The organism is Vibrio sp. YIC-376 (assembly GCF_052353105.1).
Taxonomy (GTDB): domain Bacteria; phylum Pseudomonadota; class Gammaproteobacteria; order Enterobacterales; family Vibrionaceae; genus Vibrio.
In genome coordinates, this window is sequence record NZ_JBBWFK010000002.1 from 247,186 (window position 1) to 262,498 (window position 15,313).

The 15,313-nt window shown below is 47.0% G+C and carries 14 protein-coding genes; all 14 read right to left on the reverse strand.

The annotated features are described in order from the left end of the window. Positions 1-5: 5 nt before the first annotated feature. The 14 genes from WJM94_RS05360 to paaK all read right to left on the reverse strand — a co-directional run bounded on the left by WJM94_RS05360 (position 6) and on the right by paaK (position 15,276). On the reverse strand, positions 6-635 hold the full coding sequence (locus tag WJM94_RS05360) for a CIS tube protein (protein WP_444493201.1): 630 nt from the start codon (positions 633-635) through the stop codon (positions 6-8). Beyond that, positions 636-845: a hypothetical protein gene (locus WJM94_RS05365; protein ID WP_444493202.1), complete on the reverse strand. Its 210-nt coding sequence runs from the start codon at positions 843-845 to the stop codon at positions 636-638. An 88-nt stretch (positions 846-933) separates the two neighbouring features. Continuing rightward, positions 934-2,943 (reverse strand): ATP-binding protein, encoded by a 2,010-nt coding sequence (locus WJM94_RS05370; RefSeq protein ID WP_444493203.1) that lies wholly within the window; start codon positions 2,941-2,943, stop codon positions 934-936. Beyond that, the gene (locus WJM94_RS05375; protein ID WP_444493204.1) at positions 2,940-4,247 is read right to left on the reverse strand and encodes a DUF4255 domain-containing protein; all 1,308 of its coding nucleotides are present in this window, start codon (positions 4,245-4,247) and stop codon (positions 2,940-2,942) included. Before WJM94_RS05375 ends, WJM94_RS05370 begins: the two co-directional genes overlap by 4 nt. Beyond that, positions 4,244-5,056 (reverse strand): hypothetical protein, encoded by an 813-nt coding sequence (locus WJM94_RS05380; RefSeq protein ID WP_444493205.1) that lies wholly within the window; start codon positions 5,054-5,056, stop codon positions 4,244-4,246. The genes WJM94_RS05375 and WJM94_RS05380 overlap by 4 nt, the downstream gene beginning before the upstream one ends. Positions 5,057-5,071: 15 nt before the next feature. Then, positions 5,072-5,896, reverse strand: a complete 825-nt coding sequence (locus WJM94_RS05385; protein ID WP_444493206.1) for a T4 family baseplate hub assembly chaperone — start codon at positions 5,894-5,896, stop codon at positions 5,072-5,074. A 10-nt stretch (positions 5,897-5,906) separates the two neighbouring features. Then, positions 5,907-6,434, reverse strand: coding sequence for a phage tail protein (locus WJM94_RS05390; RefSeq protein WP_444493207.1), 528 nt, complete (start codon positions 6,432-6,434; stop codon positions 5,907-5,909). Positions 6,435-6,509: 75 nt separating this feature from the next. Beyond that, on the reverse strand, positions 6,510-8,456 hold the full coding sequence (locus tag WJM94_RS05395; RefSeq protein WP_444493208.1) for a phage tail sheath family protein: 1,947 nt from the start codon (positions 8,454-8,456) through the stop codon (positions 6,510-6,512). Between the two features lie 574 nt (positions 8,457-9,030). Further along, positions 9,031-10,017, reverse strand: a complete 987-nt coding sequence (locus WJM94_RS05400; RefSeq protein WP_444493209.1) for an eCIS core domain-containing protein — start codon at positions 10,015-10,017, stop codon at positions 9,031-9,033. 634 nt (positions 10,018-10,651) lie between these two features. Further along, positions 10,652-11,416: a malonate transporter subunit MadM gene (gene madM, locus WJM94_RS05405; RefSeq protein ID WP_444493210.1), complete on the reverse strand. Its 765-nt coding sequence runs from the start codon at positions 11,414-11,416 to the stop codon at positions 10,652-10,654. A gap of 12 nt (positions 11,417-11,428) precedes the next feature. Next, the gene (gene madL / locus WJM94_RS05410) at positions 11,429-11,815 is read right to left on the reverse strand and encodes a malonate transporter subunit MadL (protein WP_444493211.1); all 387 of its coding nucleotides are present in this window, start codon (positions 11,813-11,815) and stop codon (positions 11,429-11,431) included. A gap of 476 nt (positions 11,816-12,291) precedes the next feature. Continuing rightward, positions 12,292-12,885 carry a phenylacetic acid degradation protein PaaY gene (locus WJM94_RS05415; RefSeq protein ID WP_444493212.1) on the reverse strand — a complete coding sequence of 198 codons (594 nt, stop codon included), beginning with the start codon at positions 12,883-12,885 and terminating at the stop codon, positions 12,292-12,294. A gap of 26 nt (positions 12,886-12,911) precedes the next feature. After that, complete coding sequence (locus tag WJM94_RS05420) at positions 12,912-13,835, reverse strand: PaaX family transcriptional regulator (RefSeq protein ID WP_444493213.1); 924 nt, start codon at positions 13,833-13,835, stop codon at positions 12,912-12,914. 139 nt (positions 13,836-13,974) lie between these two features. After that, entirely contained in the window at positions 13,975-15,276 is a 1,302-nt protein-coding gene (gene paaK / locus WJM94_RS05425; protein WP_444493214.1) for a phenylacetate--CoA ligase PaaK, read from the reverse strand. Between the last annotated feature and the right edge of the window lie 37 nt (positions 15,277-15,313).

Here is a 15,313-nt window from a genome sequence, read left to right on the forward strand (position 1 = left end):
GTTCCTCACTCTAACCAACCGGTTGCGGGTTTAAAGACTTTAACTGCCTGTTTTTCAATGCCATCGAGATAATTAAGAAACAGTGCCGATGCCGGATGATCGAAGCCAAGATCATCAACTGATAGCACCTGTAGAGAAAGACTCGCCTTGGCACGCAGAGGATTGAGATGCGCACTAAAGAATTCTTCCGCTACCGAAAGGCTGCCCACTTTCACGGGTATTCTGCGATGTAGCCCCCAACAGAATACTGGCAAAGGTTGAAGCATCGGAATGATGGTAAGTTTGCCCTGACGTGCCAAGCTGTCGTTATCTAAAAGCTGCCGTTTCGTTGGTGAAATTAAACTTCTTAGCGCCGCGATATAATGGCCAATCCCATATTTCATCGCGTCTTCATCACCACGTGACATGGCATCCGTCGCATCCAGTATCGCATCAAACGTTATGGTTTCTTTCGGTGGTCCGTTAAGACGCAATTGTTCATTACGCGTGCCAGATGCCGCAGGCGCTTTCACTTCAAATTGAGTATTAAGCGTATCGGGATTTATCAGCAGTGGAATCGCATTTATAGGCTCTCCACTTTTCTGATCCAACAGCACGATGCCCGCTTTAAGATAATTCGGTTGAGAAGACAACATTTATCGTATCCTCCTTGCGGCTACCGTTCTTGATAACTGCTTTGCCATCGCAACAACAGCGCATTGCTGTGCTAACCTCTGCTGCTCAACTGACACCGATGTTAGATTTGGCCAGTTTTGACGCACAGCTTTTGACAGCTCAGTGTAGATTTCACTGTAAGAGGCGTTTTCTGCAATCTGAATGTGGTCAAAACCAATCGTGATTTTCATGCTTCCTTCCATACATTGAGCTAATCTACCGACTTCCAATCGTCTTCACTGAACCGAGCGAGCTCTCCACCATTTCAACAACGCGAACTTAACCATAATCCAGATCTCCCGCTTTTAATGGACGCTCCAATTTTTGCAGTTCTGCAGCAGCGGCCTCCATTAATCTGCGCATGGAAACAGGCTCATCATGTTTCGCTGCCAGAAAAGCACCATTAAGCGCAACATTGTGAATGCTGCCACCAGCCAAATTTAGGCGAGCGAGTCTGGCTGGATCCACATCAGCAGCGAGTGGTGTCTGTTTTGGGAATACAGTGCGCCAGATTTGTTCTCTCTCTGCGGGAGCGGGAAATGGAAAATCAATGACAAACCTCAGACGACGTATAAACGCTTTATCAACTTGAGATTTCAGGTTAGTAGCAAGAATCGCAAGGCCATTGTACATCTCGATACGCTGAAGTAAGTCGTCGGTCCCCATGTTTGCAAAGCGATCGTTGCTGTTTTTTACTTCTGCTCGCTTACCGAACAGTGCGTCGGCTTCATCAAAGAAAAGAATCGCGCCGCAACGTTCTGCTGCATTAAACAGCGATCGCATTTGTTTCTCAGTTTCACCGATATATTTGCTTATCACACTGGCAAGATCGATGCGGTAGAGATCAAGATTCAATGTGGTGGCGATGACTTCTGCTGCCATGGTTTTCCCGGTACCACTTTCGCCACTAAACATGGCGATGATCCCCATGCCACGGCTCATTCTGCTGCGAAAGCCCCAATGCTGATAAACACGGTTACGAAGTGCGACCTGAGATGACAACTGGTGCAACATTCGGGTTTGAGTTTCCGGCAAGACAAGATTGTCCCATGTTGCTTTGCACTCTATCCGCTGCGCCAGTTTCGATAACTCTGAGGAGGAACCGCGCTGACAAACACGCCAGAGCGTACTTTCCATTTGCTCGTTGTTAGCACTGGATTGTGCTGAGGCGATCGCTGCTGATCGCACGATGTCGGGCTCATTCATTGAAAATTGTTCTGCCAGACGAGAGGGCAATTCGTTCTTAATTGGCAAGACGCCCCGCCAGATGGACTCCTGCTCTTCCACCGTAGGGCGTTTAACCTCCAGTGGAAAGCTGCTTGCTGCCAACGCAGCAGGAGCTGCTCCGGTGTCTATCAGAACCAGACCTCTTAACCTTGTTATCAATTGCCGTGCAACCGTTTGTTTAGATGCCTCGTCGGCGTCTTCTACCAAAAGCAACATAGGAATCAGACAAGATTCACGAATCCAAAGTCGGACCAATGCATCGATATCATTAGGCCGAGATGGTAAATTATCAGCCCTGATACGTTGTAAACTCGCACCTATTTCTGATGCGATAACCCCCGCCATCGCCGCTCGGGCAGGAGCATCATCGCCGTACAACTCAAACACGGTTAAGGCTCCGCTTTGCTCCCGTCGCTGAATTTGAACGAGGTAGTTCGAGGCGGCTTCCAACTGTTTACGTTGTGATGGCATCAGTGACACTGTGATATCGACTATTGACGGCTCAAGCAGTACAGAAAGTCGCTCATCAAGGTAATTAATGCCACGAACAAAATTCACCACACGTTCATCAGCGATAAGCACGCCATCTCCAGAACCATGCGGTTGCCATTCGATCAGCAGCCAATAGCGCAGCGGTGACTGCGGCGAGAAGCTGCTCCAGTCGCATTCCGGTAACCGAGCAACACAAAGCATCGCAGTAACTAAAGGCATCGTAGTAAAAGAAGACTGAGAAATATGACCCGCAAGCTCTGCGCAGCGCTCTGCCACTTTTGGCTCCAAAGCCGATGCTATGAGCAAGGCCAGTACCGCCTGATCGCTCTCGTTCAGACCGAATTGCTCGATCAATACGTTCAGCGCAGTTGGATTTTCGTTTGATGTTTTAGTGCGATAACGAGCATTAATGGCAGAAGCAGATTCACGCGAAGCATCTACTTCATGCTCTCCAAGCATACTTATCGCCCAATCCACAACCGCCGCCAGATGCTCGTTGTTTTGCTGTTGCCAGTGATTCAAGGCTTCATGTTTCTCGAGTGACGAAAACTGAATAGATTCAGACATCATGGCACCACCACTACCTGAGTTGGATCAAAAATAGGCGCTCTTGGCTCGAAGTCCGGTGCAATCGGCGGTCTGTCACGAAGAATGAACCAGCTATCGACACCATCAACACGAAGCCTCGCTGGGTATGACCCCGCAGCTAAAGGTCCAAAGATAAACACTAAAGTATCTGTCTGGGACGACACGGTTTCTGATATTGCGCCTTCGGCACCAAGCCACATCAGTGCTTTTTGGCCGGGATGTACATGGGGCGAAACCTGTACCGTAACGACAACAGTCTGACCATTTCGTACCACACTGGTTGGTGGCAGAGTCATGACTGGTGCAATCTGGACCGCTAGTTGATTTGACTGCTGAATTTGACCATCAATCTCGACAGAATAAAGTAAGGAATAGAGGCCTGCAGCCCAATTTGCCGCATCATTCGGCAAAATGACTGACTGTAAACGTGCCGTTCCACCTACCTGTGCATTGATGGTATGTGTTACTGCCAGTGAGGTGTGCGTCAATGTAACGCCTGGATTATTGCCATCCAACGCAAAGCCTTCTACATCTAGCGGCTCTCCCAGTCTTGCACTTGGCTGTAGAGCGGGAGTAATCACACGTTTAAGCTGTGGTAAAGAAGCAAGCAAAGTTGGCTGGACATCAGGCCCGGTATTATTCGGACCGATGGTTAACACCGGTAGAGCTTGACTCACGCCGTACTCGGCTTCTATCAATACCGTAGACACACGATATGTCGCAGAAGGACGATACTGGCTTTGAAAAGCGCTCCATAATGAGGACTTTTCAGAGACAGACATTGAGAGCGGAGCAATTCGGATCGCCTCAGCTTGATCGGCCAGCCCAGTCGTAGCAAGAGCTTCAAGCAGTGGTGGGAGGCCTGCATCAATAACCGTTGAAACGGTCAGCGCAGACTGAATCTCCGCACGAGTGAACCCGGGATGCTCATGTAGAATTTGCATCGCATAGCCAAGAAGTACATCGTTATGCAGATCTGCCGTTCCGTATGCGCTGACGATATAAAAAAGATCGAGCGGTAACGGCGTGTTGTTGATTCTATCCCCTTGGCTATTTTGCGTAGGTAAACACTGATTAGCCCACGCACCATTTACTTCGGTGTGATAGAGGAACACATTTAACATCGGCGCGTTATCCGCTTCCTGAGCCAACATCTGATCAGGCGATATCGCATGCACCGTCACATTGCTGTTGACCACAGTGGCTACATCGTTATCCACCAGACCGTCATTCAATAAATCGCGGAGAAGTTGGGTTATACCGGCAATCGCTAGTGCACTGCTCATCGTTTACCCTCCTGACGTTCACGAAGATAATCACTGAGACTAATTGGCGGTTTCCAGTTTGACTGATGTTTCTCTGCACCATTAGAAGAAGACATGATAGTAACCTGACGGATAGTCACCGATACCTCGAGATTCTCTCCATCTCCGCTGTGGCCTTGAGTGTCAAACTCGGTACCATTCTGAGTGGTGGTCGGAGATTTTGGTGAGCTCTCGTAAGCAGCATCATTTCCTAAAATCGCCTGAGCAACTTGCTTGGTGAAATCTCTACGCTTTAATGGCTTAGAAAGTGCGTCGTAACCAGAATCAGTTGCAGAGACTGCCTCTAAATCTTTTAACTCACCCTGATGGATAAGCACGCTTTCGTTTTCGAGGTTGTACTCTGTGAAAACAGCAGAATGTTGAGATTCATCAATGTGACCAACTTGGCTGCTCCTGTTTTGTTCTGATGTATCTCTCATGGAAGCGTCTCGCTCGACAGTAAGACTCTCCGCGTGGCTACTTTCCTCTGGGTGGTACTCCGAAGTTACTTGTGTAGAGGCATCAATGTCTCTGTCTAAATTCGATTGAGCATTGTCAGCGTCACAGGTAGCTTCGGACATTAACTTTCTTGCAGGCGTAGATGCTGTAAACGCAGATTCGTCGTCCATTGATGGTTCAGAATTCGTCCAAGAGCTGGCGTCATTATGTTGAACGTCTGACTCGTAATGAGCATTTGGAGTGATATCAGAATAATAGGAGCGCACCACCGGTTTGAGAGATTGCTCTCCGGTCAGATTTCGGTGGATAAACTGGCTAAGCGTTCGGCTCATCATACTCTCCTGACATCACTCGACAATCATCGAAATGTGGCGACGTCTTCGTGCAGGGCTCATCGCGAGAATGTCCTGACTCGACCAACCGTATGCGGATGCCAAGAGATGAACATCCCAGAGCTGCTTTTCGACATGAGCCGAAAGCTGAGCCCAAAATTGACTCGCTATATCAAACTGATGTTCGGCCTTCGCGCCACATTCGGGACAAGCGGTAACCAAAGAGACGACCGACAGCGGCTCACACTCAAGCATGCCTCTTTCTAGCTCATCGAAAAGCGCTTCCCATCCTGAATGCACATCCTCTTTTTCAGCCAATTTGCGACTGACCTGCTTGAAGGACTCTTGATCCAACACACGTTGCGCAAACTGAAACAGCACTGAATCCCCTTGTTTTACCGCCATCAAGTCAGCAATACAGGGAAGACGGAAACGGCATTGAACACCATCAATATGGATTTCATGGTAGAGAGGAAGGTAAACCTCTGTATCCAATGTTCTGGTTACCGCATTCCAGCCATTATTAAACGAGACGGATGCCGTACTCAGTATTTGAGATGCCGTAAAGCTAAGCTCTGCTTTCTCACCACATTCAGTACAGGACGTAGACACGTTGATATCATCGCCAAACTGACATTGATACGCCAATAGCAACAGGTGATCGCGCCCGGCTACAGACCAGTTATTGAAAGAGGGCTTTAATGAGTCAGGCAGGTAGGCACTGGCCATAATGGCTGCACGATTTTGTCCCCGACAAGAAGAGGCCAACTCCCACACTTCCACTTGTTTGTTGTCGCTGAGTGCGTTTAATACAAATCTCATGTTTAAGACAAAGCTCATGTGCGATTACTCATTGCTCAGGATGAACAAAACTTGGCTCTTTCGGAGTCGTAACAGGTACACGTTCCCACCCCTCATTTTCCAGTTTGATAGTCTGAATCATGAACGCAGAACTTGACGCATCCAAACCCGGCAGGGCTTTATATTCCGAGACCCAACACCGATAGATAACGTAGCTGAGCACCTTCTGTCCGGCTTCATTCATTACTTCCAGAATCAGGTCTTTGTGCAGATCAGCCAGCGATACCTCGCCCCCTTCTTTGGTGCCAATACGCCAGACCTTATTTGCCCATTGTTCAAACTGCAGGTTTTCTGTTACCCCACGCTCCAACGTGATCGCTTCGAACTTAACCTGACCGGGCGATTTTCGAGTGTGAGAAGCGTCTCCACCCGCTCGATACTCATTCACTTCCACAGTACGGCTAAGACCAGAAACTTTTTGTACAGCGGCCAACACTTCACCACCCGCTTCCTTGATGATGAATTTATATCCAGGATATGGAACGACTCGTTGACCATTTACATTAAGCTGAGACATAACGCCCCCTCGCTACCTGTCCATAGAGATGATTAACATAGCCGGAAAACGAGCCACCGTTTCCGGCATGAGATATTAGCTTGCTCGGTTGTTCATCAGTTGAAGACTGACGACGACAAATTCCGCAGGTTTGAGCGGTGCGAACCCGACTAATACATTGACGACACCTGCATCAATATCAGCCTGCGTTGTTGTTTCGGAATCACACTTCACAAAGAAAGCCTGCTCCGGAGTACTCCCCTGGAACGCGCCTTGGCGGAAAAGCCCTTGCATAAAGCTGGTCACAGAGATGCGTATCTCAGACCAAAGCGGCTCATCGTTTGGCATAAAGAGCGACCATTGCAAACCCCGGAATAAAGATTCCTCAACGAAAAGTGCCATCCTGCGAACCGGGACATATTTCCACTCCGATGCCAGTTCATTTGCACCACGAAGTGTTCTTGCACCCCAGATGATGTTACCGCTAATGCCACCATTTCTGAGGCAGTTCAGGCCGATAGGATTAAGTAACCCTATCTCGTTGTTGGTGAGGTTCTGATTAAAACTGATCACATTACGAAGACTGGCCGTAACGCCTGCGGCTGCAGTCCAAATACCAGATTCGATATCTTTTCTCGCATATACGCCCGCAACCGTACCACTTGGTGCGATAGTACGAAGCCGGTTATCACTGTTTGGATCCGGCACCTGTACTCGAGGGTAGTAAGCGGCGGTGTTACGATGACGAAGTCCTGCTCCGGCGACTTCATCCAACCACTCGATGGCTTCATCCGCACTATTTACGTTCGCAGGTGGATCAATCAGCAAGAACGCTCGCTGCTCTTCACAATAGGCTATGGCTTGGCTCATTACGCTCGACATCGCCGCAACGCTGCCATTATTAAGATCAGACGCTTCAGGAATAAGCAACAGATTGAAAATATCGACATCTTCCAACGCGTAAATACCCGTGCGCTGATTTCGGTTACCGCGTAATTGCGCAGCCGTTGGTGCAGAGCCTGCGGTCCCCGCTACTGCCAAAGTTTGGTGTCCGGCTGGTGCGGTAGTATTCATGGCATATTGCTGAACATTGTTTTCAACACCAGCACCAACTAGTCCGGTTACCGTAGCAAAATTTCCGACTGATTCTGCAACAGCAATGACCTGTCCTGCACGATACTCGGTACTGCTACGTCCACTAAATATTGCCAAACGCTGGCCGCGAACCAACACCTGACATTGAGCCCAAAGTGGGTCAGCAGGACGCTCATCTCGAATGGCGTTCTGAAGCATGAGTGCGGCTTCTGCCATGGTAGTCGGCGGTGTTGAGCCATCAATCTCAACGTCTATAACACCAGCCCCCAAATTTATTTGCAGAGTACTCAGTGCTGCGAGACTCGCGTATTGCGTCGTGTCTTGCACAGCGGAGTAAAAGCCGGTTGGTGCGGGCATAGCTGTGCCCGTCGCAGTAACTTGAACCATCATGGAGTCATCATTGACCACGTCCTCGACATAACGAGGATGTGTAGTAACCATAGAAACGTTTCGGTACGTCTCGTTTCTTACTGGTAATTCCAAGCCGTCAACATGTCTGATTTCGGTTATGGAGAGATTAAAAAGAGAGGTAGGGTCTGAGGTGAGATAATCGATTTCGACGCGAATATTGTTGTTCCAGGTGCCCGGGTCTTCGACAGCATTCCCCTGAAACTGTCTCCCAGCTGCGAATGCAAGTGTACTGGCACCGTTCCAACTCTCCGCAGTCATACTGCCATTAGTGCCACCACCGACTCGAACAGCGAAAGATTCTCCTCCGCCATTGGCAAAAAACTGAGATACGGCATAGCTGGTTTCACTGTCTGAGTGAACACCGCCCATGTGAGTGTCAAAGTCACCGACATGAAACATCCTAACCGGTGTATTTAAAGGTCCTCGAGAAAAGCTGCCAACAAACGCAGCGATGGATGTTGCGGCGCCACTAATAGAGCGACTGCCGCTGGAAATTTCCTGGATGTAAACGCCTGGGTATGTCAGTGCAACGGGCATGATTGACTCCTCCAATAGAACAGTTGGCCCTGACGGTACTATTTACGACGTGAATCAATGGCAAAATTACCTAAGATAAAAACGTACCTGATATGAACCTATGCACACTTATAGAAACAACCTTGGATTAAAGCGTAGCAGCTTCTTTGTGACATGAAAGCGAGTGTTTTGAACGTTTCTGCAGTGAAAAAAACAGAGGAAATGAGGTGAATTATTTAATGTCAAACTTATCAATTAATTATGCATCCACACACTAATCATTTGAGTGAATAAAATAATTAAAAAATTTTTTGCTAATTTACGTTGGCACGGAAAATTCTTTAAAAAGTAAGCAATGGACGACACAATTAGCCGTGCCTCAGGGGATAAAGCCAATCGCTTAACGATTTTATCTGTGTCATTCCAGCGAGCTCAAGCGAGACTAGGAATCTAATAGCAGCGCGCTGAGCGGTTAATGAAATAATTTCGGCCATAAAGTGAGCGGAAATTAGACCTGAATAACACTCCTTCGTCGTTGTTCAGGATGACTGGAGGCTTAAACATGCCGTTAGCGACTAAACGAACGGCATTTACCTCAGGGTGCGGCTGGGGCAGCGGCATTCCTTTCGGCCAGAAAATCTTCGGCAGACATTCTGCGACCATCTTGGGTTCTTACCGATATTTCCGCTCCCCGGCGTTCTCGCCCACCACCACGAATGATAATAAATATATGGTAGTGCCCTTCCCTGCTTCGGAATGCGGATATTAATCTAGAAGCGTTTTCATCAACCCAGTTGTGGTAAATACTTGGGTCGTTGAAAACATCCTGCAGAAACTCAGCTTCAGCTCTGATGCCTAGCGGGTGAACTCGATCCCATTCCGCATCTAGATTCAGCATACCGAGCCTTCTTGCGTAGTTACGCACATTGAAGCGTTCAGTTAGAAAGTGGAGCATAACCGATTGGAATCCCAAATCATCACTTGCCATCAAGTCATCAAGATCGACATAACCCCGTCGTAGTTCATCCATTAAAAGTGGGGCACCTCCGACATAACCAGCGCCCGTGATTAGTCTCATAGGAACCATCTCCGCTCGATCTATAAAGCCCGTAATCCGCTGATCAAATGGAGTGAGCGCATTTTCATCGATGACGTTATATCGCAGAACTCCACCTTCTAACCTATATTCAATCCCCGTAGATAAGCCATTCATCCGGTCTATAAGTTCCTGTGCTCGGTCGAACGCTGAAGCACTACTACTCCCGGGTGGTTGTATCTGAATCTCGCGCTGGATCCCCGGAACATGCGCCGTGTTATTTGATTTAGCTCCTCCGGTTTGCTGCATCACGTGAGTTAATTCGTGGGCGATTAATGTTTTTCCTGCAACAGAGGTAGGACGGAATTGACCAGAGCCGAATACAATATGATTTCCAGCCGTATACGCTTTTGCATTGATCGATTTCGCAGACGTTGCTGCCAACGCGTTATCGTGAATACGAACACCACTCAAGTCCTGATCTAATCGGGGTTCAAAAAAAGCTCGAACGTCTGGATGAAGCGGTTCGCCCGCTGAACGTAGCACATCGTGAATAATAGTCGGTGCTGTAACCTTCCCAATGCCGCGATCTTGAATACGTTGGGCTTGAATACGTTTGGTCTGTATTCGCTTACCGTTCTGAATGAGTTGTTCACCTTTATTTTTAGGACAGAGACCACCATTAGCAAAAGACCTCATTAGCTTAGGTTCAGGCATTCGCATCACCTGGTCGGCAACACGATCCGCCTCTTGCTCATAAGCATCCCCCGGCTCATTTATCGTCAACTTCGTCTGAATCGCGACCGACCTGCGACTTATCGACGGACGTGCGTCGACACCTGACATGACTCTGGGTGATATTAATGGATTGTGGGCGTTTTCATTTGATGAGACGACGGAACTTTCAGAGTTCGAACGCTGGGATTGGAAAGTAAACATGTCAATGCTCTCTTGCCCGTTCCAAGCGCAGACATCTAACATCCACTTGGCTGGGACATTGTGATGAGGTTGAACTTAAACATAGTTCATATACGCGAAGATGTACAAATAGGTGAGACTAGCCTCATCGATGAGTTAGCGTTGCTTTTGCTCGTCGGCGCACTTTGTCTCACCCAGTTTAGATATTTAATCTGTTGATTATGCTCCACCTCAGTTCTAGGGCATCAAATTTTCACATGAACTACGCAACGATGCTGACTACCGCAAAGTAGAGCAGAGATGGACCAAGAAGGCAGCCTAATGCCGTATAAAAAGCTGCCGTGATGCAACCGTATGGAACGAGCTTTTCATCTGTTGCCGCTAAACCTGCAGCTACACCGCTCGAGGTTCCGATCAATCCACCAAACACGAGTGCTGAACGTGGAGAATTCAATCCTATAAATGGTGCGATAAACGGCGTTAGAATCATAACTAAAATGGACTTCACCAAACCCGCTGCGATAGACAGAGCCATAACCTCAGAACTTGCACCGAGGGCTGCGCCTGTTACTGGCCCAACGATGTAGGTTACTGCACCCGCCCCAATGGTGGTGATACTAACCGGATCGGTATAGCCAAATGCCATTGCGATGGCGGCTCCGGATACAAAGGACATCACAACTCCCAAGATAAGGGCTGTAATTCCCGATAAACCAGACGACTTCAGTTCATCCAATTTCACGCCAAACCCGGTCGCAATGATGGCAAAATCACGCAACATTGCGCCACCCAGTAAACCAATACCAGACAGAAATGGGATATCTACCGCTCCTTTTGTTCCACCACTAATTGCACCTGATACATAAGCCAGTGTCAGACCTAAGATAATCGCGATGGCTGAACCGTGTATTCTGCCTTTGGTCCATTTTTCTGATATCCAGTAAGACAACCACATCATCAGACCTATAACCGCGAAGCCCACGATTAGATCATACTTGTTAGATACAGAGATAAGAGATTCAAACATGTGGCCTCCCGCTTACGCTTGTTGTTTGTCTAGTTGGGACACTGAACTTGTCCCCATTTTCGTAATAACGGGTACCAATGCGAACCCAACGGCTACCGCAGTAACACCAGCGGTAATCGCCATCGGTCCGCCGGTAATTGCACCAATCACATTTTGTTTTGCTGCCATCGCGACGACGATTGGGATGTATATCGCGCTCCAAAAAGCGACGCCTTGCTCCGTTTTAACGTCGATCTTTTTATGTTTCTGAAGATAATCACTCGCAACAATTAAAATCACCATTGCGATACCTACCCCACCGACATTTGACGGTATGCCGAACATATAACCCAACAATTGCCCGATAGCCAAACCAGCGAGTGTACAAAGAGAAAGTAGTGCTACTCCATAAATGATCATTAAGTCACCTCCAATATGTGATACTTTCGTTTTGAACCTCACCAATTGTTATCACATTGTTAACCTCAATCAATTAACATATTTCCAAAACTGTTAACCTCAGGGTAATAGATGGCCTGTAACGGCAGAAAACAAAGTAACCAAACACATTATACTTTTTAATTATCAATATCTTAAATTAACCCCTTTGAGCTCAACATCAATGAACCCTTGGTTAAACTAAGACGTTTAAAGTACGTTTTTGTGATCCAGCTGAAATTAGAAAAGAAACATTTCATTTACATGGAAAGTGGCACACTGTGGCTTAGTGCAGACTTGTTTCAGAGCTCGGCTCTTAAATACCTCGATAAGGCTGTTGAGGTTCTATTTTTGAAAAAGGATATGAGAGGAATCTTATGAAATATCCTCTCTCAATAGGCCTGACCAAATAAAAATAGCTATTGAGGGAGGAAAGTAATTCAGGGGGATTTAAGAAGTTAACTACTTTTGGGTCCGTGGTTTAACTCCCAACGCACTTGGGGTCTGTCTGCTTCCACTTCGGTTAACGGTTCAACAAGTTTGAGTTCGTTAAAACATCGCTCTGCTAAGCGATGATACATATGCGTTCCGCGCTCTTTCCATTTCAGTTCATCGTCCGATACATCTCTTTTACGCTTTGCAGGACTGCCTAAAATCATGCTTCTTGGCGGATAGTCGCTCTTGGCTTTTACAAAGCTGTTCGCGCCTATAATGGATTCCTTCCCTATTCGAGTCAGATCCATGACGACAGCGTTCATACCAACTAAGGTGTTTTCGCCGATGCAGCAACCGTGAATGATCGCTCCGTGCCCTACATGAACATTTTGTTCAAGAATGGTTTCTTTTCCGGGAAAACCATGCATAACGCAGTTATCTTGCACGTTAGAACCTTTTTTCACGATAAGACGACCAAAATCACCCCGTAATACCGCAAGAGGTCCGATATAAACATTTTCCTCGATGATGACATCACCGATGATTTCAGCGCTCGGATGAACGAACGCCGAAGGGTGAATAACGGGAATAACGTCAGCAAATTGATAAATGGGCATTGTACTTCCTTGTTACAAAGCTCACTCTAGCTTAAACCACCAAAACGAATGTAGTAGTTTGGCGATGGCACAGGCAACTTTCCGTTTGGAGTTTCGCTGCTATCCATTACGTACTTCAGTGCCTTAGCGTGAACTTTTCTATAGATATTAATGGTTAACTGCTCGGCCTCTTTTCGTGGCCAGTCTTCCGGTAGCAGTTCTGTTGGTAAGTCCGGGTCTTTAACGATGATTCGGCGATAAAAGTGAATAACCATCAGTCTCATCTTAAATGCGTCTTCCTCACTGATCTCATCATCCGCCGTTTTTTCTAATATACTCCATGCCGTGCCGAACAAGTTGATAAATAGCTGATAATCTTCAGCAATACGCTCTATATCCCAACACTGTCGAACCATATTTCTCAATGCGTCTTCGCCTTCAGAATACAATTCGGCCTGCTGGAAGATCTTCGCACTAGAGATGTTTCGCGTAATCTCTTGCTTAATTTCTGGCGTCAATTGCTGTAGATCTGGCTGAACAAAGAAGTCCTTATCGAATAAACCAAACCCCTTGTGTTGCAGATATCTAACTTGTTCTTTACTGCTATTTGTCGGACCAAGTGAAGTATGAATAATATTCCAACGCTTGCTCCACGCTAATTTTTCAGAATGGTAAATTTTCTTATTAGCGTTAAGCATTTCATTGTATCTGGAAGGTTCCAGGTAATAGTAACTTTTACGGCCGACCTTATTGACCGTCAACCATCCATCTTTATGTAAACGAAAGACCGACGAACGTACAACGCGTTGATTCAAACCAAGTGTTTCCATCGCTTGAATTAGGTTACCTAACCAGATGCCACCACCACACGTCCACAAATAGTCACCGAAATAGGAAACAATCAACGACGTACCGCTGACTGATTGATGACCGGAAATTTTTTCTAAAAATGAATGTAAATCTTGGTTCAAAATAGCTCCATGTTTGGCTTCTAATTGGTCTCTATATAAAAGCCAATCCGTTTCCCTAATTAATCTCTGTATTATTCACAATTAGGGCGGTTATACCACTCTCGAATGCAACCTTTATCGAGAGTGGTATATTTAGCTGTTATGCTTTGGGACGCAAATCTCTCACACGCTGCGCTTTACCTTCAGAGCGAGGAATACCATTTACAGGAAGTAACTCAATCGTGGTAGAGATACCAATCATCGACTTGATTTGATGTTGCAAGCGCTTGGTAATCATCTCACTTTGGTCCAGATAAACATTGTCTTTTGCTTCGAGCAATACAACCAAATGATCAAGGTTACCTTTGCGAATCACTTCGAGTTGGTAATGCGGACTAAGCTGTTCGATTTGCAAGATCTGCTCTTCGATTTGCGATGGGAATACATTTACCCCACGGATGATCAACATGTCATCGCTTCTGCCGGTAATTTTGTCCATGCGACGCATCGTGCGAGCCGTACCCGGCAACAAGCGAGTCAGGTCACGAGTTCGGTAGCGGATAATCGGCAGCGCTTCTTTGGTCAACGACGTGAATACAAGTTCCCCATGCTCGCCATCAGGCATTACGTTACCTGTAACAGGGTCGATGATTTCAGGATAGAAGTGATCTTCCCAGATAGTTGGACCATCTTTGGTTTCAGCACACTCCATAGCAACGCCCGGACCCATTACTTCAGATAAGCCGTAGATGTCGAGCGCAACAATACCTAAGCGTCGTTCGATCTCTTTACGCATCTCGTTTGACCAAGGCTCCGCACCGAAAATGCCTATTTTAAGAGAGCAACCTGATGCGTCACCACCGTAATGCTCTTCCAATTTATCCAGCAAGTTTAGACAGTAAGATGGGGTCACCATAATGATGGTCGGCTTAAAATCTTCAATCAGTTGAACTTGTTTTTCGGTTTGTCCACCCGACATAGGAATAACCGCAGCACCGAGGCGTTCTGCACCGTAGTGCGCGCCCAAACCACCAGTAAAGAGTCCGTAGCCGTAAGAAATATGGATCAAATCTTTCGCACTACCGCCCGCCGCACGAATCGAGCGAGCAACAATATTTGCCCATGTATCAATATCATTTTGCGTATAACCCACAACCGTTGGCTGCCCAGTTGTACCAGAAGAGGCATGGATACGAGCCACGTCTTCCATCGGTACTGCAAAGGAATTAAAAGGATAGTTGTCTCTCAAGTCCTGCTTGGTGGTGTAAGGAAACTTATTAATGTCTTCGAGACATTTAAAGTCTGATGGATGCACCCCTGCTTCATCAAACTTTTTGGTGTACATCGGTGAGTTTTTGTAGGCATGTTCAAGCGTCCACTTCATGCGTCTGAACTGGAGTTCTCTTAACTCCTCTACAGAAGCGGTCTCAATCGCGTCCAGCGTATTTGAATACTTAATCATGTGTCGATCTCCTCGTAAGTCCTTTTGTTTCTTATTG

Bases quoted from the DNA above. Each gene is read 5' to 3' on its own strand.
- WJM94_RS05360 (WP_444493201.1), bottom strand. From the start codon at position 635: ATGTTGTCTTCTCAACCGAATTATCTTAAAGCGGGCATCGTGCTGTTG.
- WJM94_RS05365 (WP_444493202.1), bottom strand. From the start codon at position 845: ATGAAAATCACGATTGGTTTTGACCACATTCAGATTGCAGAAAACGCC.
- WJM94_RS05370 (WP_444493203.1), bottom strand. From the start codon at position 2,943: ATGATGTCTGAATCTATTCAGTTTTCGTCACTCGAGAAACATGAAGCC.
- WJM94_RS05375 (WP_444493204.1), bottom strand. From the start codon at position 4,247: ATGAGCAGTGCACTAGCGATTGCCGGTATAACCCAACTTCTCCGCGAT.
- WJM94_RS05380 (WP_444493205.1), bottom strand. From the start codon at position 5,056: ATGAGCCGAACGCTTAGCCAGTTTATCCACCGAAATCTGACCGGAGAG.
- WJM94_RS05385 (WP_444493206.1), bottom strand. From the start codon at position 5,896: ATGAGCTTTGTCTTAAACATGAGATTTGTATTAAACGCACTCAGCGAC.
- WJM94_RS05390 (WP_444493207.1), bottom strand. From the start codon at position 6,434: ATGTCTCAGCTTAATGTAAATGGTCAACGAGTCGTTCCATATCCTGGA.
- WJM94_RS05395 (WP_444493208.1), bottom strand. From the start codon at position 8,456: ATGCCCGTTGCACTGACATACCCAGGCGTTTACATCCAGGAAATTTCC.
- madM (WP_444493210.1), bottom strand. From the start codon at position 11,416: ATGTTTGAATCTCTTATCTCTGTATCTAACAAGTATGATCTAATCGTG.
- madL (WP_444493211.1), bottom strand. From the start codon at position 11,815: ATGATCATTTATGGAGTAGCACTACTTTCTCTTTGTACACTCGCTGGT.
- WJM94_RS05415 (WP_444493212.1), bottom strand. From the start codon at position 12,885: ATGCCCATTTATCAATTTGCTGACGTTATTCCCGTTATTCACCCTTCG.
- paaK (WP_444493214.1), bottom strand. From the start codon at position 15,276: ATGATTAAGTATTCAAATACGCTGGACGCGATTGAGACCGCTTCTGTA.